Origin of the sequence: Gloeocapsopsis sp. IPPAS B-1203, from assembly GCF_002749975.1 — a bacterium.
Classification (GTDB): Bacteria; Cyanobacteriota; Cyanobacteriia; order Cyanobacteriales; family Chroococcidiopsidaceae; genus Gloeocapsopsis.
In genome coordinates this window covers 16,122-38,479 of the sequence record NZ_PEIG01000006.1, presented here as the reverse complement: position 1 = coordinate 38,479, position 22,358 = coordinate 16,122, and the positions used below count along the sequence as shown (strand labels likewise).

Genomic DNA, 22,358 nt, shown 5'->3' with positions numbered 1-22,358 from the left:
AAAGTGCGATCGCTCAAGCAAGATAGTAGAAGTTCACAAAAGCAGTCTTCGGTTCAACTATCTAACCCAGCTACTTCTTGTCGTCGCCTGTAGATTGCTCAGCGTCCATCATGCCATACTTGCGTAAGAAGCGTTCTACTCGACCTTCGGTATCGATTAATTTTTGCGTACCTGTATAGAATGGATGATTTCCTGACCACACATCAACGTGCAGTTCTGGTTTAGTCGAACCTACTGTAGCAACTAGTTTCCCATCACAGTAAACTTTTGCCTCTGGATACCATTGAGGATGAAGATCAGATTTTGCCATGATATATGTTTTTGTATGTTTATCTCTATTGTAACTTTTAGACTTCAGCGCTCAACATACCTTCAGAACACTAAAATCTAAAAGCTGTGAACTTTTATCGTTTGGAGAACTGAGGCGCTTTCCGTGCTTTATGTAAGCCGTATTTTTTCCGCTCTTTTGCTCTGGGGTCGCGTGTTAGGTAGCCTTCAGATTTCAATGGCGAGCGGTTTTCTGGGTCGAGCTGACACAGTGCGCGGGCGACTCCTAAACGAATTGAATCAGATTGTCCGGTTAATCCGCCTCCATGAGCAGTGACTAAAATGTTGTACTCGCTTTCTAACCCTAAGGTTTCTAGTGGAGCTTTAGCGACTGAGAGGTAATTAGGATTAAATTGAAAATACAGATCTCCTGGTTTACCATTGACGATCATTTGTCCATCGCCAGGAACTAAGCGCACTCTCGCTACGGAAGATTTACGGCGACCAGTTCCTCTATACATTACGCGATCGCTAGTAGTCGTATCTATTGCTTGCATTATTGCTCTCCTGGAATTGTCTGAATTTTAATTTCCTGTGGTTGCTGTGCTTGGTGAGGATGATCTGCACCAGCGTAAACTTTCAGTTTGGTAAATAATTGCCGTCCTAAACTGTTTTTGGGCAGCATTCCTTTAACAGCGTGTTCTACAATTCTTTCGGGAACTCGAGATTGTAGTTGCGCAAAAGTTTCTGTTTTCATTCCGCCTGGACGTCCTGAGTGGCGACGATAAAGCTTTTGGCTGCGCTTTTTCCCAGTCACAACAACTTTATCGGCATTGAGCACGATTACGAAGCCGCCTGTATCCATGTGCGGTGTAAATTCTGGTTTGTTTTTACCGCGTAAAATCATCGCGATTTCAGTAGCTAGCCGACCTAGACGCTGATCAGCTGCATCGACGACATACCAATCACGTTTGACGGAATCTTGGGCTGGGACATAGGTTTTGTTCATTAGTGTTTTAGTATCCTCTTGATATTGTAAAAACGATGTAATATTTTGTTTACGATTGAGTTACTGGTACTTAAATGTTGATACTTGATGAAAGGATGTCTTGGTTTATGACTTGCCTCTTTTCTTGTGCAACATTGTTGATAGCTGGCAGCACTAATTGTGGTAGAGTTTCGTACCAAACTTCTTGAGAAAAAGGAAAATCAGGATAACCAACCCGCAATAAGCATAAACCCTGAGGAGGTGCAGCGTACTTAACATACTCTCGTTGCTGCTGCTGCCAAAGTTCTGTAAACTTATCGAGCGATAAACTACCTCTCCCCACGTCAACAAGTAATCCTACTAGTAACCGTACCATCCCATACAAAAAGCCATCCGCTTGGATTTCAATATTGATAAATGCTCCTTGGCGATCGCACTCCACTGCTTGTATTTCTACCCATGAATGCACTCGACGAGAACCTGCCCGATGAAAGGCTGCTAAGTGATGTTTCCCAAGTAACGGTTGTAGTGCCGAGCGAATGAGATTTTCATCTAAAGCTGCATAATAATAATGCCAACTAAAAGGTTTAACAAACAAGTTCGGTCGAGGTTCGGTGTATAGCGTGTAGCGATAGCGCCGCCACTTAGCATCAAATCGAGCGTGCCAGTTACTGTTGACAGATGCAGATCCACGAATCAAAATATCGTCAGGAAGATAACTGTTAAGAATTGGTGCCCAACGCTCTGCTGGAATTGGACTAGTGGCATCGAAATGTGCAACTTGTGCTGCTGCATGAACACCAGTATCAGTTCGCCCTGCACCGTGAAGCGTCACTGGATAACCGAGTACGCGCTCGATAGCTTTTTCAATTTCTGCTTGTACAGTACGTAGCTGAAGTTGCCGTTGCCAGCCATGAAAGTGAGTACCCAAGTATTGAATTACTAAGGCTACTCGGTATTTTAGCTCGTAGTTTGGGGCAACCATACAACTTCTCAAAAACAAGAAATTCGATTGATCTACACGAGTTCGATAATCGCCATTTCAGCATTATCGCCTCGACGCGGGACAGTATGTAAGATTCGAGTATATCCCCCAGCTCGACTACCATAACGATTAGGTGCTTGTTCAAATAGGGCATGAACAAGTTGTTTGTCGTAGATGTAACCTAGTGCTTCTCTACGAGCAGCTAGAGAACCATCTTTGGCTAAAGTAATCATTTTTTCGGCTTCTGATCTGACTGCCTTGGCGCGGACTTTCGTAGTGGTAATTCGTCCATGACGGATTAACTCTGTAGTCAATGCTCTTAAAAGAGCACGACGCTGGTCAGCTGGCTTTCCAAGTTGGTGAACACGACGACGGTGACGCATGGCGAGGTTTAATTTCTACAATTTGAAGTTTTGTGAATATTTTGAATCACTGCTAGAAACTTACTACAGCTAAGCAATTATGAAGGTTTTGCGGATTTCTCGTGAGGAAGAGTAATGCCCAAACGATCTTGTAAAGCTTCGATGACTTCTTCTGCTGATTTTTGCCCAAAGTTTTTGATCTCTAGCAAATCTTCTTGAGTGTAATCTAGCAAGTCTGCTACTGAATTAACTTGTGCCCGCTTCAAGCAGTTATAAGCTCTTACAGAAAGCTGAAGTTCTTCGATTGGAATTTGGCTAGTAGGATCTTCATCTGTTGGCAATTCATCTTTCATTGCCTCAAGCGAGATATCTTTGAGTGGGTTAAATAAATCCACTAAAATATTTGCTGCAGAGGAAAGTGCCTCTTGTGGAGTTAGGCTACCATTAGTCCAAACTTCTAAAATCAAGCGGTCTTTCTGCATCGAACCGTCAACACGAGCATCTTCAACACTGTAATTAACTTTGCGAACTGGCATGAAAATCGAGTCAATTTGCAGAAAATCTAAAGCAGTAGCTTCATCGCGTCCTCGTTCAACAGTGCGATATCCCTTGCCTCTATCAATCCGAAATTCCATCTCTATTTTTGCGCCCTCAGCAACGGTTGCAACGTATTGACTGGGGTCAATAATTTCTACCTCTGAAGGAAGATCGAAATGTTCGGCAGTTACTGTCGCAGGTCCAGTAACGAGTAAACGCCCAATTTGAGGTTGTGAAGAATAGCTTTTGAGAACGATTTCTTTCATGCGCATCAGAATTTCCAGCACATCCTCACGAACTCCTGGAATCGTCGCAAATTCGTGACTGACACCTGCAATCCGGACAGCAGTAATTGCTGTACCTTCAAGATTAGACAGTAAAACTCGTCTGAGCGCATTTCCAACTGTTGTCCCTTGACCGCGATCAAGAGGTTCCAGGACAAATCTACTGTATTGACTCTGATTCTCTAGAGTATTAGACTCGACACATTCAATTTGAAACTGCGCCACGGAGTAACCTCCCTTAGTAATTTAGATGCCAATTTAGGCAAAGTTGTTTGCCTGACTTAAATTGAGCAAATGCCCCGTTGTCACTCGTTTATGAACTGCAGCGGAGGCAGACGAGACAATTTGCTCTTAATATTGCTTGCAACATGGTCTAAGCTTTGTTTAAGAAGCTTGCTTTGAGTTAAACTCGACGTCTTTTTGGTGGACGGCAACCATTGTGAGGAATTGGGGTAATATCTCGAATTAACGTAATTTCCAACCCTGCTCCTTGCAATGCTCGAATTGCTGTTTCTCTGCCCGCGCCTGGTCCGCTGACCATGACTTCTATTTGACGCATACCTTGGTCTGTTGCTTGTCGGGCTGCACTTTCTGCTGCTGTCTGTGCAGCATATGGTGTTCCTTTTTTGGCACCTTTGAAGCCACTCGAACCAGCTGAAGCCCAGGAGATGACGTCTCCATTTTGGTCAGCGATCGTGACTATACTGTTATTGAAAGTAGATTGAATGTAAGCAATGCCATTTGGTACATTGCGTTTTTGCTTTTTCGCACCGGATTTTTTTTGTTGTCGCGCCATAACACTAAGAAATAATTGGCTTTACTTTTTGTGGATCTGCATGATTCAAGTCTTACTTACCAGGTGCTTTCTTCTTACCTGCTACAGTCTGGCGTCTACCACGACGAGTTCGTGCGTTTGTCCGAGTCCGTTGTCCGCGTACGGGTAAGCCCATACGATGGCGACGTCCACGATAAGACCCAATATCAACTAAGCGCTTGATGTTCATTGCTTCTAAGCGCCTGAGATCTCCTTCGACCTGATAGTTGCTTTCAATTGTGCTTCTTAATGCTGCAACATCTGTGTCATTTAAATCTTTTACCCTAGTATCCGGATTAACGCCCGTCTGAGCCAAAATTTCTTTTGAACGAGTCAGCCCTATCCCGTATATATATGTAAGACCTATTTCGACACGCTTATCGCGTGGAAGGTCTACACCTGCAATTCTTGCCACAATAAACTTCTCCCTATTCCTGCGATCGCTACGATAATATTAGTAATGCCTTAACAGACATTGTTTCAGTTACTGTTTAGCCTTGACGTTGCTTGTGCTTTGGATTTTGGCAGATTACCATAACTCGACCTTTGCGGCGAATAATGCTGCACTTTTCACAAATTTTCTTGACTGATGCTCTAACTTTCATCTTTTCCTTTATTACAAACTCTATATTATATCAATATTTTTATGAGTGAAGCAAGGCTCAAAGAGCCTGTTGTCAGCCAGGAATCGCCTTTAATCCTCAACAAAAGAAGTTATTTCTTACGCAGACGGTATGTGATTCTTCCTTTTGTTAAATCGTATGGCGTTAGCTCTACTTTGACGCGATCGCCAGGTAAAATTTTGATATAGTTACGGCGGATCTTGCCCGAAATATGTGCTAAAACATTAAAACCATTATCAAGATCCACGCGAAACATTGCATTAGGCAAGGATTCAGTTACCGTGCCTTCCATCTCAATTAAATCTTGTTTAGACAATTTGAATTTTCCTCAACTCAATAAGCTGTTTGTCATCCAAAGCAGCTAATAGCATCATCGTTGTTTTGAGCGATGACAAACCTTAAAACATCCCAAATTACTATTAATATATCTTATTAAAGATTGACTTGGGATTTGAGATGTAAAACTAGAAGCTGGCAGTAAGCTGTAATTTGAAGTTAACTGTATTACTACCGATGCTTCTAAATTCAACATGCTTCTCAAGAATCAATCACGTCGAGTAGTTCAGCAGTGACTTCATCCAAAGATTGATCGCCGTTTACAGAAATAAGTTGTTGGCGATCGCGGTAAAAATCGATCAGAGGTGCAGTTTGTTCGCGGTAAACTTCTAAACGCCGCCGAATAACTTCCTCGTTATCATCTGCACGACCGCGTGCTAATAATCGTGCCATTAAAATATCATCAGGTACTTCCAAGTTAACAACTCGCACAACTTGATGGTTATGCTTTTCTTGTAGCAGTTTATCCAAGAAGCTTGCTTGACTAACTTTGCGCGGGAATCCATCAAGAATCCATCCTTGCTCAGTATCCGGTTCATCAAGGCGTTCCTTGACTAAGTCATTAACCAGTTGGTCGGGAACTAATTCACCACGCGAAACATAGTCTTGCGCTTTAACACCCAAGGGCGTTTGCTTTTGCATGGCTTGGCGCAAAATATCACCAGTTGATATATGAGGAATATTCCTGTGGTGAGCCAAAGTTTCAGCTTGAGTCCCTTTACCAGCACCTGGCGCTCCCAGGAAAATCAATCGCGTCACTATTGTTTCACCATTCCTTCATAACGTTGTGAAATGACGTATGTTTGAATTTGTTTTGCTGTGTCAATAGCAACACCAACCAAAATCAGTAAAGACGTTGCACCTAATCCTTGAAATGTTCGGACTTGAGTCGCACTTTCGACAGCCGTTGGCACAATTGCTACTAGACCTAAAAAGATTGCTCCCAAAAAAGTTAATCGATTCAAGACTCGTTCTACATACTCACTTGTCGCTCGACCTGGGCGAATTCCAGGAATGGTAGCTCCCATTTTCTTTAAGTTTTGTGCTAAATCTACTGGATTAACAATCAAAGTAGCGTAGAAGTAACTGAAAAAGAGAATTAAAACAAGATAAGCTAGAGCGTAGACCCAAGGCGTAGGACCATTTGGACTGAGATAATTAGCAATTCTTAAAAGGAATTCATTGCGCGTGAAACTTGCTAAAGACGCTGGCAATATTAAAACAGCCGAAGCAAAAATGATCGGCATAACGCCGCCTTGATTCAGTCGTAAAGGTAGGTAGCTACGCTGTTCTTGAAAAAAGCGCCGACCAACTTGTCTGCGTGCAGAAATAATCGGAATTCTACGGGTTCCTTCTTGCACAAAGACAATACCAACAATCATGACGAGAAAGACTAATAGCAGGACAACAACGCCTCCTACTGCTTCTCGACTGCCAGTTTGAGCAAATGCGATCGTGTCTCCTAAGGCTCTTGGCAAGGAAGCAACAATATTGACAAAAATCAAAAGAGATGCTCCGTTACCAACACCTCGTTCGGTAATTAATTCAGACGCCCACATGATAAACATAGAACCTGCTACTAGTGCGATCGCCGTTTCGGCGACAAAGACAGGTCCTGGGTTAAAAGCATAAGGTTGCAACCAAAAAGCAGCAATAAAGATACTTTGGAGAATTGCCCAACCTAAAGACACATAACGCGTAATTTGTGAGATCTTTCTTCGTCCAGCCTCACCTTCATTTTTCTGAAGATTTTCTAAAGCTGGAATAGCAGCAGTCAACAATTGGATGATAATGGAAGCATTAATATACGGTAAAATTCCTAGAGCAAAAACTCCTAAGGTAGAAAGTCCGCCTCCAGAGAAGATATCTAAGAAACCGAATAAAGCATTATTGCCAGTTTGACTTGCTTGAGCAAATAAATCGCGATTAATTCCTGGAACAGGCAAGAAAACGCCAAGGCGAGCCAACATTAAAATACCAACAGTGACAAGCAGCCGCCTTCGTAAACCAGCTGCTTGTGCCATCTGCATAAAAGTTTCTTGCGCCGTCGGGGCTTTGTCTCTACTGATCATAAAGAGGTACCTTTTTTATCATCTAGCTGGCGCTGTTTAAGGTACTCGTCTACCAAAAAACAGGATACTTATACTTTGGACGATTCGAGTTCGCAATTTCCACCAGCTGCGGTAATTTTTTCCCGTGCTTGCTTTGTGAAAGCTGCTGCTTGAACTTGTAAAGGAACATTTAATTCCCCATCACCCAAAATTTTTAGTGGTCCTTTTACAGCAGTAATGATTCCAGCTTCGCGTAATGAAGCTAGATTTACCTCTGTGTTGGCAGGAAGTGATGCCAGCTTATATACATTGATCGTAGTGTACTGCTTACGATTAACGATCGGAAAGCCTTTTAGCTTCGGAATGCGGCGATATAAAGGTTGTTGACCGCCTTCAAAGCCTGGTCTGGTGCTGCTACCCGAACGAGCTTTTTGCCCGCGCATACCTAGACCTGCACTTGCTCCTTGACCAGCAGAAATACCACGACCAACACGACGACGGCGTTTTTTTGAGCCTGCTTGAGGCTTAGGATCAGTTAGTCTCATTGACTTGATGCTAGTTCTGAGTTGGACAAAATTATTTAACTTGTGAGTTTAGGCGTAGAGATTCTCGATTGGAACGCCACGCTCTTCTGCGACTTCTGAAAAAGTCCGTAAAGTCGATAGCGCGTCAACGGCGGCTCTAGCATTATTAAGTGGATTATTAGAACCTAGTTGCTTTGCTAGAATATTGCGCACGCCAGCAAGTTCTAATACAGTACGAACGGCTCCACCAGCAATTACGCCTGTTCCTGGTGCTGCAGGGCGCATCATTACTTTTGCCCCACCACCGCTACCATTGGTCGGATGTGGAATTGAGTTAGAGTTTGTAAGTGGAACATCAATCAGGTGTTTTTTTCCATCAGCAACACCTTTTTTGACAGCACCAATGACATCTCCAGCTTTACCAACGCCGATTCCGACTTGACCGCGTTCGTTACCAACGGCAACAACTGCACGAAAGCTGAGTTTTTTACCACCTTTTACAACTTTACTAACGCGGCGAATTTGAATAACTCGCTCTTGCCAATTTGTTTCTTTTTCTTTTGCGCGGTTACTTTTACGACGACCACCAGTTGCCATAGTTTGTATCCTTTCTAGTAATTTCATGCTTGTTGCTAATGATTGGTTAGCCACCAGCACAATTAAAAATCTAATCCCGCTTCGCGTGCGGCTTCAGCTAAGGCTTTAACGCGACCGTGATAGAGATTACCACCACGATCAAACACGACTTTTGATATACCTTTTTCTAGCGATCGCTGCGCAATTAATTTACCGACCTCTGTAGATGCCTCACAAGTAGCACCAGATTTCAGGGATGGTTTTAAATCTGGATCGAGCGTTGAAGCCGAAACAATTGTATGGTGTTGTGTATCGTCAATTACTTGAGCATAGATATGCTGATGGGAACGAAACACTGCTAAACGAGGGCGTTCTGAGGAACCATTCACTTTCCCACGAATGCGACGATGGCGAATCTTTTTAGATTCTCTGCGATCTAACTTCATTACTTCTTACCTGCCTTACCAGCTTTGCGTCTGACAAATTCACCAGAATAGCGAATGCCTTTTCCTTTGTAAGGTTCTGGAGGGCGAACATCGCGAATTTTTGCCGCCGTATTGCCTACTAGTTCTTTATCAAAACCACTAACAATAACGTTGGTATTATTTTCTACTGCCAATTGAATTCCTTCAGGAGGCTCGATTTGAACTGGATGGCTGTATCCTACGTTAAGTGTGAGGTTGCGACCTTGAACTGCAGCACGATAGCCAACTCCTTGAATTTCTAACCTACGTTGAAATCCTTGCGAGACTCCATCAATCATATTGGCAACCAAGGTGCGAGCCAAACCATGCATCTGACGGGCTGTTCGCGAGTCATCAACTCGTTTAACTAGTAATGTTTCACCCTCTTGGGCGATTGTTACTGCGGCTGGCAGCATGCGCGAGAGTTCGCCTTTCGGACCTTTGACTTTAACTTGTGACCCGTCAATAGTCACTTGGACTTTGGCGGGAATCGTAATTGGGCGCTTACCAATTCGAGACATGACTTATTAACTCCTAATCAACCAGCTAATAGCTAGCTGTCTTACCAAACATAGCAAAGCACTTCACCACCCAAGCCTTGACGTCGGGCTTCTCGGTCGGTCATGATGCCGCTAGAAGTAGAAATAATCGCAATCCCGATGCCTCCGAGTACCCGTGGTAGCTCTTTGCGGTTAGAGTAAACTCGTAAACCTGGTTTACTAATTCGCTTCAAGGCAGTGATCAAAGGTTGGCGATTTCTGCCTTTATATTTGAGTGAGATGACTAAATTGCGTTTAACGCCTTCGCCTGTCTCTTCAAAATCGGCAATGAAGCCTTCTTCCCTTAATACTTGAGCAATGCTGCGGGTCATTTTTGTGGCTGGTATCTGTGTTGTCTGATGCCGCGCCATATTTGCATTGCGGATGCGCGTCAGCATATCTGCAATTGTGTCGTTAGCCGCCATCGTTTCCTCTTAATAAACGTTATTGATCCCGAAAAGGCATTCCCATTGCTTTGAGCAATGCGCGACCTTCTTCATCGTTTTTTGCTGTAGTGATAATGGAAATATCCATACCCCGAATTTGATCGATGCTGTCGTAATCAACTTCTGGGAAAATCAGTTGTTCGCGAACACCAAGGGTATAGTTACCGCGTCCGTCAAAGCTTTTAGGGCTGATACCGCGAAAGTCACGAATACGAGGTAATGCCAAGTTAACAAGTCTGTCTACAAAGGCATACATCCGTTCGCCACGCAATGTCACCATCAAGCCAACTGGCATACCTTGGCGAATTTTAAAGCCAGCGATCGCTTTTTTGGCACGCGTAACAACGGGTTTTTGACCTGTAATTGTGGCAATCTCGTTAATGGACGATTCAAGCGCTTTCGCGTTTTGTGCGGCTTCGCCCAAACCTCGATTTACTGTTACTTTTGTCAACTTTGGCACTTGATGGATATTTATATACTGAAACTGCTCCATCAACTGCGGGACTATCTGTTCTTGGTATAAGCTTTTGAGTCGTGCTGTCATAGTTTTTACTTCTACTACTTCCTGGTCTTGGTCAGGAAAATTAAGCTATTTATCAAGGATTTCACCAGTTTTTTTGAGCATGCGGACTTTACGTCCTTGCTCGTTAAAGGTGTAGCAAACGCGACTAGCAACGTTTTGCTTTGTCGAGTAGAGCATGACATTAGAGCTATGAATCGGTGCTTCTGAAGTTACAATGCGACCGGATTCGCCCTCTTGTGTGGGTTTGACGTGCTTGGTTTTGACATTCACGCCTTGAACGATCACTTTGCTTAATTTAGGAAATGTCTTGAGGACTTCACCGACTTTGCCCTTGTCGCTACCTGAGATCACTTGTACGGTATCTCCGGTTTTGACGTGCATTTTGTAGCGAATCGGTGTAGATCCATTCTTCTGTGCAGCCATTACAGCACCTCCGGAGCCAGGGAAACAATTTTCGTATAGTTTTTGTCGCGCAGTTCGCGGGCAACTGGTCCAAAAACACGAGTACCGCGAGGATTACCATCGGCATTGATAATGACTGCTGCATTGTCATCAAAACGAATACTCATGCCACTATCGCGACGCAATCCTTTACGCGTCCGGACAATCACTGCACGCACAACATCTGATTTTTTCACTGCCATATTCGGAATGGCATCTTTGACTACAGCGATAATTACATCGCCGACACCGCCATAACGGCGATTACCTGCACCCATAACACGAATGCACATCAATTTTCGCGCACCGCTGTTATCAGCAACATTAAGGTAAGACTGGGGTTGAATCACAGCTAATCTCCCGATTGTCTAGCTAGTAGTGGCACTACTAAGGATTTCTTTAACCACCCAGCGTTTTGTGCGGCTGAGAGGTCTACTTTCTTGAATGCGGACGCGATCGCCTTCTTTACATTCATTTGCTTCGTCGTGAGCTTTATAGCGCCGCGTTTGGACGACGATTTTTCCATATTTGGGATGAGAAGCGCGGTTTTCAACGGCGACGACCACCGTTTTTGCCATTTTGTCGCTGACTACAACGCCAACTCGTTCTTTAATTGCCATAGTTACCTATTCTTTTGCACCAGACTGAGATTGTGCTGCTGCTTTTCTTTCGTGTTCCACAGTGAGTAATTGTGCTAGTTGATGTCTAGCGTGCTTAAACTGATGTGGTTTTTCCAACTGTCGCGTGGCTTTTTGGAGGCGCAGTTGAAATAGTTGCTTCTTCAAGGCAGTGATTTGGGCAACTATTTCTTCATCACTTAAATTTCTTGCTTCGGAAATTTTCGGAAGTGGCATACTCTAAACCTCATCCTCTGAACGCACAACAAACTTTGTTTTAATTGGTAGCTTATACATTGCTAAACGCATTGCTTCCCGTGCTGTTTCTTCGGGAACGCCGGCAATTTCAAACAAAATTCGTCCTGGCTTAACAACTGCCACCCAATATTCAGGAGAACCTTTACCTGAACCCATCCGCGTTTCTGCTGGGCGCATCGTTACAGGTTTATCAGGAAATATGCGAATCCAAATTTTGCCACCACGACGAATATAGCGAGTCATTGCCCGACGTGAAGCTTCGATTTGACGTGAAGTGATCCAAGCGGGTTCTAAAGCTTGGAGACCAAAATCACCAAAATTGAGATTATTACCTCTAGTGGCGATTCCTTCCATTCGTCCGCGCTGTTGTTTGCGGAATTTTGTTCTTCTAGGACTTAGCATGATTGGGTACCTTTAAAGCAATTAGCATTCTTGCTAACGGCTGTTATTCTTCGTTGGAACGGTCTTCAAACTGCTGACGACGGCGCTGTTGTGGTTGGCGACGGCGCGGTTGAGTTGTTGTCGGTGTTGGTGTTTGCTCTTGTCCAGGAATAATCTCTCCCTTAAAGATCCACACTTTAATTCCCAAAATTCCATAGATGGTTCGTGCCGTCGTATAGGCATAGTCAATGTCCGCTCTTAATGTATGTAGCGGTACTCTGCCTTCACGAGTCCACTCAGTACGAGCAATTTCTGCACCATTGAGCCGACCGCTGACTTGAATCCGGATACCTTGAATACCAGCTTTTTGAGCGCGTTGAATTGTTTGCCGAACGACGCGACGGAAGGAAACGCGGCGTTCCAGCTGCTGTGCAATGTACTCAGCAATGAGATAAGCATCAGCATCAACTTGTTGTACTTCGACAACATTAATGCGAATTTGACGGTTTCCACCGAGTAATTCTTGTAATCCTGTGCGCAGTGATTCAATTCCAGTACCACCACGACCGACGACGACTCCAGGACGAGCTGTGCGGACTTCAAGGTCGATTTGATCTGCCTTACGCTCAATCCGTACTTCAGAAATTCCTGCGTTATTATTTTGCGCTAATCTGCCCAGCTTTTGCTCGACGTAATTGCGTAGTTTATGATCTTCTTTAAGAATTTCAGGATAACGCCCTGGTTCAGCAAACCACTGCGATTGATGTTCTTGGGTAACTCCTAGGCGAAACCCGATTGGATGAATTTTTTGTCCCACAAATACTTCCTCTTGTGACTAACTTTCTGCTGCTAACGCTGTGTCTGTCGCAACTGCCACTGTAATGTGACACGTAGGCTTGCGAATTTGGTAAGCTCGACCTTGTGCTCTTGGTTGAAAACGCTTAAGCACTGGTCCTTGATCTGCATACGCTTGAGTAATTTTTAGCTCTGCTGGGTCTAAGCCAGCATTATGTTCAGCATTAGCAACTGCACTTCTGAGCACTTTGAGGATTGGATCGCAGGCTCTGTAGGGCATAAATTCCAGAATTATCAACGCTTCTCGGTACGATCGCCCGCGAATTTGATCGAGAACGCGACGTACTTTGTAGGGAGACATCCGGATGTAACGGGCGCTTGCTTTTACTTCTGTAGTATCACTAGCCATAACATTTCTCCTTTAGCTGTTAGCTCACAGCTATCAGCTATTTATCTCCCTGCTTTTTTATCGCTTTTGGCATGACCGCGAAAGGTACGTGTCGGAGCGAACTCACCTAGTTTGTGTCCTACCATTTGCTCGTTGATAAAGACCGGCACGTGTTGCCGTCCATTGTGGACAGCGATTGTGTGACCGACCATCTGAGGCAAAATAGTAGATGCTCGCGACCATGTTTTGATGACTTGTTTTTCGCCTTTTGTATTTAGCTTTTCGATTTTGCTGAGCAAACTATCAGCAACAAAAGGACCTTTTTTTAAAGAACGACCCATAGCTCAATGTTGGATGTTAGATTTTAGATTTATGATTCTCTGCCACCGCGACCGCGTTTGGAAGACTTGCGACGACGACGAATGATGAGAGCATTGCTAGCTTTCTTTGGCTTACGTGTTTTAGCTCCTAAGGTTGGCTTACCCCAAGGTGTCACAGGTCCTGATCTACCAATTGGTGCTCTACCCTCACCACCACCATGTGGGTGATCGACTGGGTTCATTACACTACCTCTGACCTTAGGTCGGCGTCCTTTCCAACGATTTCGTCCTGCTTTTCCTGAGCTAAGGTTGCGTACATCAATGTTGCCAACTTGCCCAATTGTGGCGTAGCATTCGCGGCGCACAAGCCGGACTTCGCCCGAAGGAAGCTTGAGTGTAACGTAGTTACCCTCTTTCGCAACTACTTGCGCACTAGCACCGGCAGCACGAACAATTTGAGCACCACGACCAGGATAGAGTTCAACATTGTGAACTGTTGTTCCTAGAGGAATTCTGCTAAGTGGGAGAGCATTACCATCTTCAAAAGGTGCATCTGGACCGGAAATTACGGTTTGTCCCACTTTCAAGCCATTCGGTTGAATAATGTACCGTTTTTCTCCATCTTGGTAATACAGCAGAGCGATGCGAGCATTGCGGTTGGGATCGTATTCGATCGCGGCTACTTTGGCGGGAATATTATGTTTATTGCGTTTAAAGTCGATCGCCCGATATAAACGCTTGTGTCCGCCACCTCGGCGACGACTGGTAATGACACCACGATTGTTTCGACCTTTAGGACGGTGAACTGAGGTTGTTAGCGATCGCTCTGGTTCAGTTTTAGTAATTTCATTAAAGTCAGAGACAATACGCTGGCGCGTACTGGGTGTATATGGACGATAAGAACGTGTACCCATAAGTTTTGTTTGTTGTGTTTAAAAGTTCAAGTTGTTGATTGAATTGTCTATATAACAACTGACAACGCACTAAACATCTGGGAACAGGACTTTTCTAATTTTGTCTTCTTCCCCAGTCGCTACCGTAACAATCGCTTTTTTGTATTGAGACTTAAAGCCAATAAATCTCCCTACTCGACGTTGCTTGCGTGGTTGTTGCTGAGTGTTTACTTGAATAACTTTGACTTGAAACAAGTCTTCGATCGCTGCTTTGATGTCTGGCTTGGTAGCTTGAGGAATCACTTCAAATGTGAATTTGTTTTCCTCCATTAGCCGAGTCGCCTTTTCAGTTAGTATGGGACGACGGACTAAATCAGGTAGCGATCGCGGATCTATCTTAGGCACCGTAGACCTCCTGAATCTTTTCAATGGCAGCTACCGTAGTCACGATTCGGTCAGCATTTAATAGGTCGTAAACATTCAACCGATCGGCAGCAATTAACTTGACTTGAGCAACGTTTCGTGCTGAGAGATAAACAGTTTCTACAAGCTCAGGCAAAATTAACAGAACCTTTGTTTCTGGGTCAATTCCCCAACGTGCGATCGCTGCTAAGAGGTCTTTCGTTTTTGGTCTTGGTAGCTCACTCGCAAAATCTTCTACCACTACCATATCCGCAGCCCGACTTGTCAAAGCTGTACGCAAAGCTAACCGCCGCTCTTTGCGATTCATCTTAATTTCATAATCTCTCGGCTTTGGTCCAAAGATGACACCACCACCCCGCCACAGTGGAGAACGGATTGAGCCAGCACGCGCGCGACCCGTTCCTTTTTGCCGCCAAGGTTTGCGACCACCGCCACGAACCTCTGCACGAGTTTTAGTACTTGCTGTACCTTGTCTGGCGTTGGTTATTTGCCGTACCAAGGCTCGGTGGACAATATGAGCAGCACTATCTTCTTTGGCAACGCGCAAATCGAGTGTTGCTTGTCCTACCTCTTCTCCTTGCCAGTTTTTTACTACACAATCTACCATTTGTTTATCCTTTCTTTGTAGCTCGGTGTTGGGTATCAAGATTTACCCCAATCACCTGTAGTGGCAATTCCTATAGCTTCGCCCTACGTTTGACTACCTCGTCGTGCTGGCACAATGTTTAATAAAGCACCAGGCTTACCTGGAACTGCGCCCTTGATCAGGAGTAGGTTACGCTCTGAATCTACCTGTACTACTGTCAATTGAGGAATTGTCACGCGCTTTCCGCCCAAACGACCTGCCATCTTTTTACCAGGATAAACACGCCCTGGAGTTGTCCCTGCACCAATTGAACCAGGTAATCGATGGTTTTTAGAACCATGAGACATTGGTCCGCGACCAAAGTTATGCCGTCTTTGATAACCGGCAAAACCACGACCAATGCTAGTCCCGATGACATTGACCATCTGCCCAGAAGTAAAGATATCTGCTTTGATTTCTTGACCTAGATCGTATTCACTTGGGTTATCTAAGTGATACTCACGTAAGTGACGCAAAGATGGAGCAGATGATTTAGCAAGATGACCCAGAAGCGGTTTGTTTAATGCTTTGGGCTTCACTTCTTTGTAACCAACTTGGATGGCAGTATAGCCATCTGTTTCCTTCGTTTTGATTTGCGTAACTGTGCATGGACCGGCTTGAACTACAGTTACAGGAATTGCTTTTCCTGCCTCGTCAAACACTTGGGTCATGCCCAGCTTTGTGCCGAGGATACCTACAGCCACAGTAACTGGTTTCTCCTTTTTTCAAGGTTGAATTAGCACCGGATAACGCTGATTCGCTGCAACCGGTTTCACTAGAAAGTTTCTTCCCCACTACTCAAAGTATGAGTAAAAAAGAAGTCACTTTTGGTTTAATGCCTACGCATGGACATACACTTCAGATTTAGAGCGATCGCTCTTGCAGTTAATGACCTCACCTAGACTTAAACGGCTTGCCGTTTAGTATCTATGCTGATGAGCTTTAGACTGTACCGCAGGTGTTAACACATTGCTGTCTACTTCTGCTTTACTACTCGCCCATTGAACCAAGGTTCAATTAGATAACTGCTTGGAAATGCCAAGCTCCCAGCGTATGTGCCTCATGCGACTTTGGGCGCTAGCCAATACAATTAGCTTTGCCGTCTGCTCTATTTGGAGAGCGCAGTTTGATAGCATAACGCCATAAAAAATTATAACGCTACCCTTTAAATCTAGCAATCAACACGTCCGTGCTGCCAAATAGTTTACGCTGCCGACAACCCTAGTAATAAAGTTGTTGGCTCACGATTGAGGCATTTTGGTCACAATCTAACATCATAAACCAATATGATTTTTTTGTCTACATTGGATGCTGAAAATTGAAGTGCTATGAAGTTCTCTTAGATTTGTGCGATCAAAATTGAGAATCAAAATATAATTTGTTTTTATCAATCCAAAAAATAATGAGAATTCTTATAGCTAAGCATAGATACTTAAAATTAGAGATAATACACGAGTAAGGAACAGTCTTGCTAGACATAGCAGTAACCATCCACTATTGGTTGATATATCACAATAGCAGGCGTTGACGTTTCAATGAGAACAAAAAACTTATGGCACTAATTATTACTGGCAATAAATTTATCAAAGACTTGGAAAAGTCTGGTGCACTTGGAGTTTATGTACCACTGGAGGGAGGTTTTGAAGGTCGCTATCAACGCCGACTACGAGCAGCAGGATATACTACCTTACACATTACAGCTCGCTCTTTGGGTGATGTAGCAGCATATTTGACTAGAGTTCACGGAATACGTCCTCCACACTTAGGCAAAAAAAGTGTTGGCAAAGGCGCCGCAGTAGGAAATGTTTACTATGCACCACCGATAGTTACGTATCATCTAGAACAACTACCACCGAAATCAAAAGGATTAGTTCTGTGGATGATTGAAGGACATTTGCTTGCTAGTCAAGAGATTGAATACTTAGCAAATTTAGCAAGCTTAGAACCACGAGTAAAAGTTGTGCTAGAAAGAGGTGGCGATCGCTATTTTCGGTGGACACCACTAAAAGATACACTACCAAGTAGCTATCAAAGTGCATAGCCTGCTGGACGTAAAGTGCGATCGCAATTCTTAAGTATAAAGTAAGGGGATTCTCCTCTTAACTTTATACTGCAACCTGAGATAGCTTTGCTGAAGGTAGCAATATAGAATTTGCTATTTTCTGTCGAACTTCAATAGAAACGCAGTTAGAATTTAAGCAGTTGAGCAATAGTATAGTAGTATCGTAATACTGCTTCAACAAGTTTTGTTGATGAGGATTAAAATGCCAATCGTAAGCAAAGTTACGCTGCTGAATGACCGCGTTTCTCAATAATGTTATTTCATCTTGACCAGCAGTTATCCACCACTTAATAAAGCTGTCATTACTCTGACAATAATCTATTGTATGTTGCTTAAGTGCTTGTAGTACTTGTCTTAATTCAGGCGCAACAAGACTAGCACGCACAATTGCTCGATCTAAAACGCGATGATAAATTAATACGGGTTGAGTGGTTTGTTTCAAAATATAGTCAATTGTAAGAACGCGGTCTAGAGCTAGATCGAGAGATAATTCGGAGTTGATATAACGAGTAAATGCGGGATTACAAGCTTTAGATAACTCTAATTTGCCTTCTATAATTCCACAAGTCCGACTAAGTTCTAGGTCAAGATAAAAGGCTCGCAAGTTCAACAAAGAACAAGAACTTGATGTATTGTATGACTTGGCATCTAGCCACCTCAAAAATTGTTGCAATTGGATGTCGTCGGCTAATAAGTAATCAATGTATTTCTTTGCTAGCAGTAATAAATAGTCTGCCTGTGGCAGCATTCCTACACATAGTATGAATATTTCCTGCCAGCGCTTATCAGTAATACAATTCGCAAGTTGCGTTAATGCTTTATCACCTTTGGCTTCTGCGTTACAAACAATATTTTTTGCAGTAAAATATTCCTGAAATGTTAGATGGGAGAAAGAGTAAATCCCTTTAGCACGTTCTACAAGTAAACCATGCTGGGCTTCTATTGCTTTAAGTATAGCTTCGGGTTTGAACGATAAACTCTGCCCACATGCACATACATCTGGGAAGTTATAGATATATTCTGCAATATACCGTTCTAGATCCTGCTGTTTAAAGAAGTATTCTCCTTTCTCAAATGTATTTCGTGCAATGTAGCTTAATAATTCATGCTTTCGCGATACTGATAGCTGTTTGTAAACTTCATCACGCTCAACATAGCGCTTAGCGTCCCATTTCTTAAGTAAAATATCCAATGCTTCTTGATATAACTTGTTCCGATTGGTAGGAAAATGTCCGGCTTCTGCAAACACCAAACAAAGTAACGTTAATAGTAAGGGGTTTGTCGCAAGTTCTTGCAAGCGCGGGTTTTGTTGTAATTTGAGAAGAAAACGTTTGCCTTTATCAATCGCTGTCCCCGCAAACCATTTTTTTACGAAACTACTAATTTGGTATTGATTAAAATCAGTAAGTTCTACTTCAGTAAAGTGTTCTAAATTGTACTCTGTTGATCCTATACGACAGGTCAAAATAAACTGATTAGTGTGATATTTAGTACTAATTTCGCTGATTTGCTGTAAAACGCAATAAATATCTTTTTGACCTACTTCATCTAGTCCATCTAATAAAATTAGTGCTTGACCTTGATTTAATATTTGAGTAGCAAATAATTTATTGATGCCATAGCTAGCTAGCTCTTGTTTGATATACGTAACTAAGCTAAGTTTATATCGGCTTTCTGCAAAATTTTTGAGTGTAATAAAGATAGGGATTTTTAGAATTATTAAATTTTCTGAAACAGATTCTATTGCAATGTGTTTGAGAAGTGTTGTTTTGCCAGAACCTGGTTTCCCTAAAAGAATTAGTTTGGAGTATTTTTTGACAGCTTGTAATGCTGAGAAATCCTGTATTTTACTATTGCTCGAGACTATTTTGTTATCATCTATTAAATTAAAATTTTGATGAAGTTGCTCTATCTCTAGCCAATTACGATTACTAATGTTCTCTAAAATGTTAAGACTAGTATAAACTTCCTGTAGAGTTCTAGGCTGTGACATATCTAAAACTCTAAAACTACCGCATTTTTGCTGAATAACAGTTTGGATATTTTGCTGTATGTTTCTTGAAATAAAGCCTGAAAAGTCTTGACAAGATATATTTACTGTGCTTTCTGACAATAGATATTGTTCTGGAAAGTCTGCTATTTCTTGCCAAGATATGCCTAGCTTTTCACAGATTTTATGGAAATTTTCTCTAGCAACTGGTTTTCCTGCAAAAAAATTTTGTACAGTGGCACGAGAAACTTCTAGTTCTACTGCTAACTCTGTTTTTGTCGCAAATTTCAGTACAGCTTTATTGGCTTGCTTGATTCCCTCTACTGTAGCTTTTAGTGAACGACTTGCTCGCGTTTTCATAAAATGTTTGAAATCTGCACAAAGATAAAAAAAATTGCTTTATATATTTTTTAAAGAAAAGGTATAAATAAAGTCAAAAATATCTAATTTAATATACTACTGCCGTTTAGTCAATTTCTTATTAAGAACGATTTATTAACTACTACGTAAACAAGATTATTAAAATTTGACCTCCTCTTAATAATTAAAAAGGAGTATTTTAAATACTTTAGATTTTCTACTTAACTCTATATCTTAAAAATTATTATATGACATTTTCTAACCATGTATCCTATCGTAGGATATAGTTTTTTGCCATGCAATTTATTAGGAAAATTTACTAGTATTAAAAGTGGTGGTAGCTAAAAATACATGCTAAAACATGAATAATTAAGAGCGAGTTTATACTATCGATACTTAATAAACGTTGTTCAGTAGTATCAAACACTAATTTATACCAGTATAAGGCGATCGCAAAGCTAACAAAATTTTTGTAAGAATACAGAAAAGCTTTTGTACTTTATTGCATTTAGTCCTACAAAATCATCTTATGCTACCCAAAATTACAGATCCTCTAGCTTGGCAGCAAGCTGAAATATTAATGCAACCAGCGTTCATTCGAGTTATTGATCATATTGGTAAGCAACTTGAAGCATCGAATTGGCGAGGAACATACAAAGACGTTATGGTTTGGCCTGAAGGCACAACAGAAGAAGTAAAAGGAACTGTAACACAACTCGTACACTACTTAGATACTGCTTCTCCAGACCAAGTGACAGAGATAGAACAAAGATTAATTCATTTACCAACACCACAACCAGAATATCACTTGTGCTTACATCATCAGGGTGTACCAGAAGTTGAGGTGAATTTATGGGAACTGTGTTATCAAATTTGCTTTTGTAGCTACAACCCATCAGGTACAACACATTCAAACGACATTAAAATTGATACGAGTCTGATTGATGAAACTGGCGATATCGACTGGCAACAGTTAGATGAAAAAGCAGGAGAGTTAGTTGCGCAGTTGTTTGCTAACCTGCCAGATGTATAAATAAGCTAATAGTAGAAAGGTAAATTTTATGCAGCAACTGCGAAATATTCAGCTTCATACTGGAGCAAAGTTTGCTGAAAGCACGCAAGATTGTGATGTTCCAGTCAGTTTTGGCAATGATGCAGCTGCACTGCAGGCTTCTCAAGAGGAGGTTGTTTTATGCGATCGCTCACATTGGGGACGAATTCAAGTTAGTGATGAGGAACGCCTGCGGTTTTTGCATAACCAAAGTACTAATAATTTTCAGCAACTCAAACCAGGACAAGGCTGCGATACTGTTTTTATTACTTCTACTGCGCGGACAATTGATTTAGTCACAGCTTATGTTGGTGAAGATGCAGTTTTGTTAATTGTTTCACCCAATCGCCGCGAGTTTCTGATTGACTGGTTAGACCGCTATATCTTTTTTGCTGATAAAGTGCAGTTAAAAGACATCACAGATGCAACAGCAACATTTAGTTTGATTGGACCAAAAAGTGATGCAGTTTTAGAGCAATTGGGAGCAAGTGCAATTATCAATCAGCCGTATGCACATCATCAAGTCGTAAAGTTTGCAGAAAGTGAAGTGCGCATTGCAGCCGGTAGTGGCTTGGCGTTACCAGGGTACACATTGATTATTCCTATTGAAGCTGCGGCAAATGTATGGAGTACTATTATCCAAGTAGGAGTAAAACCGATAGGCGATCGGGTTTGGGAACAGCTACGCATTCTCCAAGGTCGCCCAACACCAGAAAAAGAACTTACCGAAGACTATAATCCTTTAGAAGCAGGATTATGGCACTCTATTTCCTTCGATAAAGGATGCTACATCGGACAAGAAACTATTGCCCGTCTCAACACATACAAAGGAGTCAAACAACATCTGTGGGGTATTCGCCTCGATTCGCAAGTAGAACCTGGAAGTGTCATTACAGTGGGAGACGAAAAAGTTGGCAAGCTTACTAGTTGTACTGCTATTGAGAAAGGTTACTTTGGATTAGGTTACATCCGCAACAAAGCAGGCGGACTTGGTTTAGAGGTAAAAGTAGGAGATATTGTGGGAGAAGTAGTGGATGTTCCCTTTCTTACTCATGAATACTACCGAGGTGAGTAAAGCATTGCTGCTACAGGACATCCGCCCAGAAGATGTCTTTTTACTACTGCTGGTACTTCAGCAGGTTGAACGCGACTATACCAAATTTGCTCTGGTAACACTAGTACCATAGGTCCATTACCGCACTGCCCTAGGCAGTTACTGCTGACAATATCAATCCCCGCAACTGGATGAGATTGAAAAGCAGCAAGTACTTTTGCCGCGCCTTGTTTACGACAAGTGCGATGTTGGCACACCATGACGCATCTGGAAAGATTGTCTTGTTGAGAGTGCGATCGCCTGTTAAAAAATGTGTTCGACATCAATACTCAAGCGTTGTCATGAGGGAAAGGGATAACGATGTTATTGTTATGCTTGGGC

General features: G+C 42.5%; 35 protein-coding genes. 3 read left to right on the top strand and 32 right to left on the bottom strand.

Features of this window, described 5'->3' with window-relative positions; all coding sequences use genetic code 11:
• Positions 1-70: 70 nt before the first annotated feature.
• From rpmE to rplC, 30 genes are all read right to left on the bottom strand, one after another.
• A complete protein-coding gene (gene rpmE / locus CSQ79_RS11980) occupies positions 71-310 on the bottom strand; it encodes a 50S ribosomal protein L31 (protein ID WP_099701423.1) in 240 nt (79 codons plus the stop codon).
• Positions 311-404: 94 nt separating this feature from the next.
• Positions 405-824: a 30S ribosomal protein S9 gene (gene rpsI / locus CSQ79_RS11975; protein ID WP_099701422.1), complete on the bottom strand. Its 420-nt coding sequence runs from the start codon at positions 822-824 to the stop codon at positions 405-407.
• Positions 824-1,276, bottom strand: a complete 453-nt coding sequence (gene rplM, locus CSQ79_RS11970) for a 50S ribosomal protein L13 (protein WP_099701421.1) — start codon at positions 1,274-1,276, stop codon at positions 824-826. Before rplM ends, rpsI begins: the two co-directional genes overlap by 1 nt.
• Before the next feature lie 70 nt (positions 1,277-1,346).
• Positions 1,347-2,240 carry a tRNA pseudouridine(38-40) synthase TruA gene (gene truA / locus CSQ79_RS11965; RefSeq protein WP_099701420.1) on the bottom strand — a complete coding sequence of 298 codons (894 nt, stop codon included), beginning with the start codon at positions 2,238-2,240 and terminating at the stop codon, positions 1,347-1,349.
• A 32-nt stretch (positions 2,241-2,272) separates the two neighbouring features.
• Entirely contained in the window at positions 2,273-2,623 is a 351-nt protein-coding gene (gene rplQ / locus CSQ79_RS11960; RefSeq protein WP_099701419.1) for a 50S ribosomal protein L17, read from the bottom strand.
• Positions 2,624-2,700: 77 nt separating this feature from the next.
• Positions 2,701-3,648, bottom strand: a complete 948-nt coding sequence (locus CSQ79_RS11955) for a DNA-directed RNA polymerase subunit alpha (protein WP_099701418.1) — start codon at positions 3,646-3,648, stop codon at positions 2,701-2,703.
• 178 nt (positions 3,649-3,826) lie between these two features.
• The gene (gene rpsK, locus CSQ79_RS11950) at positions 3,827-4,219 is read right to left on the bottom strand and encodes a 30S ribosomal protein S11 (RefSeq protein ID WP_099701417.1); all 393 of its coding nucleotides are present in this window, start codon (positions 4,217-4,219) and stop codon (positions 3,827-3,829) included.
• Between the two features lie 52 nt (positions 4,220-4,271).
• The gene (gene rpsM, locus CSQ79_RS11945) at positions 4,272-4,652 is read right to left on the bottom strand and encodes a 30S ribosomal protein S13 (RefSeq protein ID WP_099701416.1); all 381 of its coding nucleotides are present in this window, start codon (positions 4,650-4,652) and stop codon (positions 4,272-4,274) included.
• A 76-nt stretch (positions 4,653-4,728) separates the two neighbouring features.
• Positions 4,729-4,842: a 50S ribosomal protein L36 gene (gene rpmJ / locus CSQ79_RS11940; RefSeq protein ID WP_099701415.1), complete on the bottom strand. Its 114-nt coding sequence runs from the start codon at positions 4,840-4,842 to the stop codon at positions 4,729-4,731.
• 109 nt (positions 4,843-4,951) lie between these two features.
• The gene (infA, locus tag CSQ79_RS11935) at positions 4,952-5,176 is read right to left on the bottom strand and encodes a translation initiation factor IF-1 (RefSeq protein ID WP_006276978.1); all 225 of its coding nucleotides are present in this window, start codon (positions 5,174-5,176) and stop codon (positions 4,952-4,954) included.
• 221 nt (positions 5,177-5,397) lie between these two features.
• Positions 5,398-5,955, bottom strand: coding sequence for an adenylate kinase (locus CSQ79_RS11930; protein ID WP_099701414.1), 558 nt, complete (start codon positions 5,953-5,955; stop codon positions 5,398-5,400).
• Entirely contained in the window at positions 5,955-7,268 is a 1,314-nt protein-coding gene (gene secY, locus CSQ79_RS11925; protein WP_099701413.1) for a preprotein translocase subunit SecY, read from the bottom strand. The genes CSQ79_RS11930 and secY overlap by 1 nt, the downstream gene beginning before the upstream one ends.
• A gap of 68 nt (positions 7,269-7,336) precedes the next feature.
• Positions 7,337-7,792 (bottom strand): 50S ribosomal protein L15, encoded by a 456-nt coding sequence (gene rplO / locus CSQ79_RS11920; RefSeq protein ID WP_099701412.1) that lies wholly within the window; start codon positions 7,790-7,792, stop codon positions 7,337-7,339.
• Positions 7,793-7,840: 48 nt separating this feature from the next.
• Positions 7,841-8,368, bottom strand: a complete 528-nt coding sequence (gene rpsE, locus CSQ79_RS11915; protein ID WP_099701411.1) for a 30S ribosomal protein S5 — start codon at positions 8,366-8,368, stop codon at positions 7,841-7,843.
• Positions 8,369-8,430: 62 nt separating this feature from the next.
• Complete coding sequence (gene rplR, locus CSQ79_RS11910; RefSeq protein WP_099701410.1) at positions 8,431-8,793, bottom strand: 50S ribosomal protein L18; 363 nt, start codon at positions 8,791-8,793, stop codon at positions 8,431-8,433.
• A complete protein-coding gene (gene rplF, locus CSQ79_RS11905) occupies positions 8,793-9,332 on the bottom strand; it encodes a 50S ribosomal protein L6 (RefSeq protein ID WP_099701409.1) in 540 nt (179 codons plus the stop codon). Before rplF ends, rplR begins: the two co-directional genes overlap by 1 nt.
• Positions 9,333-9,373: 41 nt before the next feature.
• Positions 9,374-9,775, bottom strand: coding sequence for a 30S ribosomal protein S8 (gene rpsH / locus CSQ79_RS11900; RefSeq protein ID WP_099701408.1), 402 nt, complete (start codon positions 9,773-9,775; stop codon positions 9,374-9,376).
• Between the two features lie 19 nt (positions 9,776-9,794).
• Complete coding sequence (rplE, locus tag CSQ79_RS11895) at positions 9,795-10,340, bottom strand: 50S ribosomal protein L5 (protein ID WP_099701407.1); 546 nt, start codon at positions 10,338-10,340, stop codon at positions 9,795-9,797.
• A gap of 45 nt (positions 10,341-10,385) precedes the next feature.
• Entirely contained in the window at positions 10,386-10,742 is a 357-nt protein-coding gene (rplX, locus tag CSQ79_RS11890) for a 50S ribosomal protein L24 (protein WP_099701406.1), read from the bottom strand.
• Positions 10,742-11,110 (bottom strand): 50S ribosomal protein L14, encoded by a 369-nt coding sequence (gene rplN, locus CSQ79_RS11885; RefSeq protein WP_099701405.1) that lies wholly within the window; start codon positions 11,108-11,110, stop codon positions 10,742-10,744. Before rplN ends, rplX begins: the two co-directional genes overlap by 1 nt.
• An 18-nt stretch (positions 11,111-11,128) precedes the next feature.
• Entirely contained in the window at positions 11,129-11,380 is a 252-nt protein-coding gene (gene rpsQ / locus CSQ79_RS11880) for a 30S ribosomal protein S17 (RefSeq protein WP_099701404.1), read from the bottom strand.
• A gap of 6 nt (positions 11,381-11,386) precedes the next feature.
• Positions 11,387-11,614 (bottom strand): 50S ribosomal protein L29, encoded by a 228-nt coding sequence (rpmC, locus tag CSQ79_RS11875; RefSeq protein WP_099701403.1) that lies wholly within the window; start codon positions 11,612-11,614, stop codon positions 11,387-11,389.
• 3 nt (positions 11,615-11,617) lie between these two features.
• Entirely contained in the window at positions 11,618-12,037 is a 420-nt protein-coding gene (gene rplP / locus CSQ79_RS11870) for a 50S ribosomal protein L16 (RefSeq protein WP_099701402.1), read from the bottom strand.
• Positions 12,038-12,080: 43 nt separating this feature from the next.
• Positions 12,081-12,833: a 30S ribosomal protein S3 gene (gene rpsC / locus CSQ79_RS11865; protein WP_099701401.1), complete on the bottom strand. Its 753-nt coding sequence runs from the start codon at positions 12,831-12,833 to the stop codon at positions 12,081-12,083.
• An 18-nt stretch (positions 12,834-12,851) separates the two neighbouring features.
• Positions 12,852-13,220 carry a 50S ribosomal protein L22 gene (gene rplV, locus CSQ79_RS11860; RefSeq protein WP_099701400.1) on the bottom strand — a complete coding sequence of 123 codons (369 nt, stop codon included), beginning with the start codon at positions 13,218-13,220 and terminating at the stop codon, positions 12,852-12,854.
• A gap of 41 nt (positions 13,221-13,261) precedes the next feature.
• Positions 13,262-13,540 carry a 30S ribosomal protein S19 gene (gene rpsS / locus CSQ79_RS11855; RefSeq protein ID WP_099701399.1) on the bottom strand — a complete coding sequence of 93 codons (279 nt, stop codon included), beginning with the start codon at positions 13,538-13,540 and terminating at the stop codon, positions 13,262-13,264.
• Between the two features lie 29 nt (positions 13,541-13,569).
• Positions 13,570-14,433, bottom strand: a complete 864-nt coding sequence (rplB, locus tag CSQ79_RS11850; protein WP_099701398.1) for a 50S ribosomal protein L2 — start codon at positions 14,431-14,433, stop codon at positions 13,570-13,572.
• 69 nt (positions 14,434-14,502) lie between these two features.
• Positions 14,503-14,817, bottom strand: a complete 315-nt coding sequence (locus tag CSQ79_RS11845) for a 50S ribosomal protein L23 (RefSeq protein ID WP_099701397.1) — start codon at positions 14,815-14,817, stop codon at positions 14,503-14,505.
• Complete coding sequence (gene rplD, locus CSQ79_RS11840; protein WP_099701396.1) at positions 14,810-15,442, bottom strand: 50S ribosomal protein L4; 633 nt, start codon at positions 15,440-15,442, stop codon at positions 14,810-14,812. Before rplD ends, CSQ79_RS11845 begins: the two co-directional genes overlap by 8 nt.
• Before the next feature lie 83 nt (positions 15,443-15,525).
• Positions 15,526-16,164, bottom strand: a complete 639-nt coding sequence (rplC, locus tag CSQ79_RS11835; RefSeq protein WP_099701395.1) for a 50S ribosomal protein L3 — start codon at positions 16,162-16,164, stop codon at positions 15,526-15,528.
• 848 nt (positions 16,165-17,012) lie between these two features.
• Between rplC and CSQ79_RS11830 the strand changes: the two genes are divergently transcribed.
• On the top strand, positions 17,013-17,501 hold the full coding sequence (locus CSQ79_RS11830; RefSeq protein ID WP_099701394.1) for an NAD(P)H-quinone oxidoreductase subunit N: 489 nt from the start codon (positions 17,013-17,015) through the stop codon (positions 17,499-17,501).
• 64 nt (positions 17,502-17,565) lie between these two features.
• On the opposite strand, the gene CSQ79_RS11825 is transcribed toward CSQ79_RS11830, so the two are convergent.
• Positions 17,566-19,872: an NACHT domain-containing protein gene (locus CSQ79_RS11825; protein ID WP_099701393.1), complete on the bottom strand. Its 2,307-nt coding sequence runs from the start codon at positions 19,870-19,872 to the stop codon at positions 17,566-17,568.
• Positions 19,873-20,401: 529 nt separating this feature from the next.
• Between CSQ79_RS11825 and CSQ79_RS11820 the strand changes: the two genes are divergently transcribed.
• Positions 20,402-20,905, top strand: a complete 504-nt coding sequence (locus CSQ79_RS11820; protein ID WP_099701392.1) for a hypothetical protein — start codon at positions 20,402-20,404, stop codon at positions 20,903-20,905.
• A 28-nt stretch (positions 20,906-20,933) separates the two neighbouring features.
• Positions 20,934-21,998, top strand: coding sequence for a CAF17-like 4Fe-4S cluster assembly/insertion protein YgfZ (gene ygfZ / locus CSQ79_RS11815; RefSeq protein ID WP_099701391.1), 1,065 nt, complete (start codon positions 20,934-20,936; stop codon positions 21,996-21,998).
• On the opposite strand, the gene CSQ79_RS11810 is transcribed toward ygfZ, so the two are convergent.
• Positions 21,983-22,300, bottom strand: coding sequence for a (2Fe-2S) ferredoxin domain-containing protein (locus CSQ79_RS11810; protein ID WP_099701390.1), 318 nt, complete (start codon positions 22,298-22,300; stop codon positions 21,983-21,985). The two genes, ygfZ and CSQ79_RS11810, sit on opposite strands and share 16 nt — an antisense overlap.
• Positions 22,301-22,358: the final 58 nt, after the last annotated feature.

Coding starts and splice junctions, on each gene's coding strand:
- rplQ (WP_099701419.1), bottom strand. CDS start 2,623: ATGCGTCACCGTCGTCGTGTTCACCAACTTGGAAAGCCAGCTGACCAG.
- rplE (WP_099701407.1), bottom strand. CDS start 10,340: ATGACAGCACGACTCAAAAGCTTATACCAAGAACAGATAGTCCCGCAG.
- CSQ79_RS11810 (WP_099701390.1), bottom strand. CDS start 22,300: ATGTCGAACACATTTTTTAACAGGCGATCGCACTCTCAACAAGACAAT.
- rplV (WP_099701400.1), bottom strand. CDS start 13,220: ATGGCTAGTGATACTACAGAAGTAAAAGCAAGCGCCCGTTACATCCGG.
- rplB (WP_099701398.1), bottom strand. CDS start 14,433: ATGGGTACACGTTCTTATCGTCCATATACACCCAGTACGCGCCAGCGT.
- rplR (WP_099701410.1), bottom strand. CDS start 8,793: ATGAAGTTAGATCGCAGAGAATCTAAAAAGATTCGCCATCGTCGCATT.
- rplP (WP_099701402.1), bottom strand. CDS start 12,037: ATGCTAAGTCCTAGAAGAACAAAATTCCGCAAACAACAGCGCGGACGA.
- rpsK (WP_099701417.1), bottom strand. CDS start 4,219: ATGGCGCGACAACAAAAAAAATCCGGTGCGAAAAAGCAAAAACGCAAT.
- rpmC (WP_099701403.1), bottom strand. CDS start 11,614: ATGCCACTTCCGAAAATTTCCGAAGCAAGAAATTTAAGTGATGAAGAA.
- truA (WP_099701420.1), bottom strand. CDS start 2,240: ATGGTTGCCCCAAACTACGAGCTAAAATACCGAGTAGCCTTAGTAATT.
- rpsS (WP_099701399.1), bottom strand. CDS start 13,540: ATGGGTCGTTCTTTAAAAAAAGGTCCTTTTGTTGCTGATAGTTTGCTC.
- rpsI (WP_099701422.1), bottom strand. CDS start 824: ATGCAAGCAATAGATACGACTACTAGCGATCGCGTAATGTATAGAGGA.
- ygfZ (WP_099701391.1), top strand. CDS start 20,934: ATGCAGCAACTGCGAAATATTCAGCTTCATACTGGAGCAAAGTTTGCT.
- rplX (WP_099701406.1), bottom strand. CDS start 10,742: ATGGCTGCACAGAAGAATGGATCTACACCGATTCGCTACAAAATGCAC.
- rplF (WP_099701409.1), bottom strand. CDS start 9,332: ATGTCTCGAATTGGTAAGCGCCCAATTACGATTCCCGCCAAAGTCCAA.
- rplM (WP_099701421.1), bottom strand. CDS start 1,276: ATGAACAAAACCTATGTCCCAGCCCAAGATTCCGTCAAACGTGATTGG.
- CSQ79_RS11830 (WP_099701394.1), top strand. CDS start 17,013: ATGGCACTAATTATTACTGGCAATAAATTTATCAAAGACTTGGAAAAG.
- rplD (WP_099701396.1), bottom strand. CDS start 15,442: ATGGTAGATTGTGTAGTAAAAAACTGGCAAGGAGAAGAGGTAGGACAA.
- rpsH (WP_099701408.1), bottom strand. CDS start 9,775: ATGGCGGCTAACGACACAATTGCAGATATGCTGACGCGCATCCGCAAT.
- rpsE (WP_099701411.1), bottom strand. CDS start 8,368: ATGGCAACTGGTGGTCGTCGTAAAAGTAACCGCGCAAAAGAAAAAGAA.
- CSQ79_RS11820 (WP_099701392.1), top strand. CDS start 20,402: ATGCTACCCAAAATTACAGATCCTCTAGCTTGGCAGCAAGCTGAAATA.
- rpsQ (WP_099701404.1), bottom strand. CDS start 11,380: ATGGCAATTAAAGAACGAGTTGGCGTTGTAGTCAGCGACAAAATGGCA.
- rpmJ (WP_099701415.1), bottom strand. CDS start 4,842: ATGAAAGTTAGAGCATCAGTCAAGAAAATTTGTGAAAAGTGCAGCATT.
- secY (WP_099701413.1), bottom strand. CDS start 7,268: ATGATCAGTAGAGACAAAGCCCCGACGGCGCAAGAAACTTTTATGCAG.
- rplO (WP_099701412.1), bottom strand. CDS start 7,792: ATGAGACTAACTGATCCTAAGCCTCAAGCAGGCTCAAAAAAACGCCGT.
- rpmE (WP_099701423.1), bottom strand. CDS start 310: ATGGCAAAATCTGATCTTCATCCTCAATGGTATCCAGAGGCAAAAGTT.
- CSQ79_RS11825 (WP_099701393.1), bottom strand. CDS start 19,872: ATGAAAACGCGAGCAAGTCGTTCACTAAAAGCTACAGTAGAGGGAATC.